Source organism: Saezia sanguinis (assembly GCF_003991585.1).
Classification (GTDB): domain Bacteria; phylum Pseudomonadota; class Gammaproteobacteria; order Burkholderiales; family Burkholderiaceae_C; genus Saezia; species Saezia sanguinis.
The window spans coordinates 1-256 of sequence record NZ_PQSP01000132.1 but is presented as its reverse complement, the minus strand read 5'-3'; the positions used below and the strand labels follow the sequence as shown (position 1 = coordinate 256).

Sequence of the window (256 nt, the reverse complement as noted above, 5' to 3'; positions counted from 1 at the left end):
TCGCCGGGTGGTTCCACCAGCACGCGCGGCATGGGCACACACCCCGCGGCGCGATGCTCGGTATCGACGCTGTACCCGGTACCGACGATGCCGGGCGGCGCGACCTGCGCATGCGCGGTGCCCGTCCCGCCGACAGCCCCGGCCGAGGCGGCGGCAAGAGCCGCCACACCGAGCACGGCGTGCGCGCCGAACAGATTGCCCTTCATCTTGTTCCAGAGTTTGCCCTTGCCCTGCTCGTCCTCCGCCTCGGTATCAC

At 71.1% G+C, this 256-nt stretch carries 1 protein-coding gene; it reads right to left on the bottom strand.

Annotation, left to right across the window (positions count from 1 at the left end; genetic code table 11):
- Positions 1-256 (bottom strand): hypothetical protein (locus CUZ56_RS15880; RefSeq protein WP_204250964.1); only part of this gene is annotated, 256 nt, incomplete at both ends.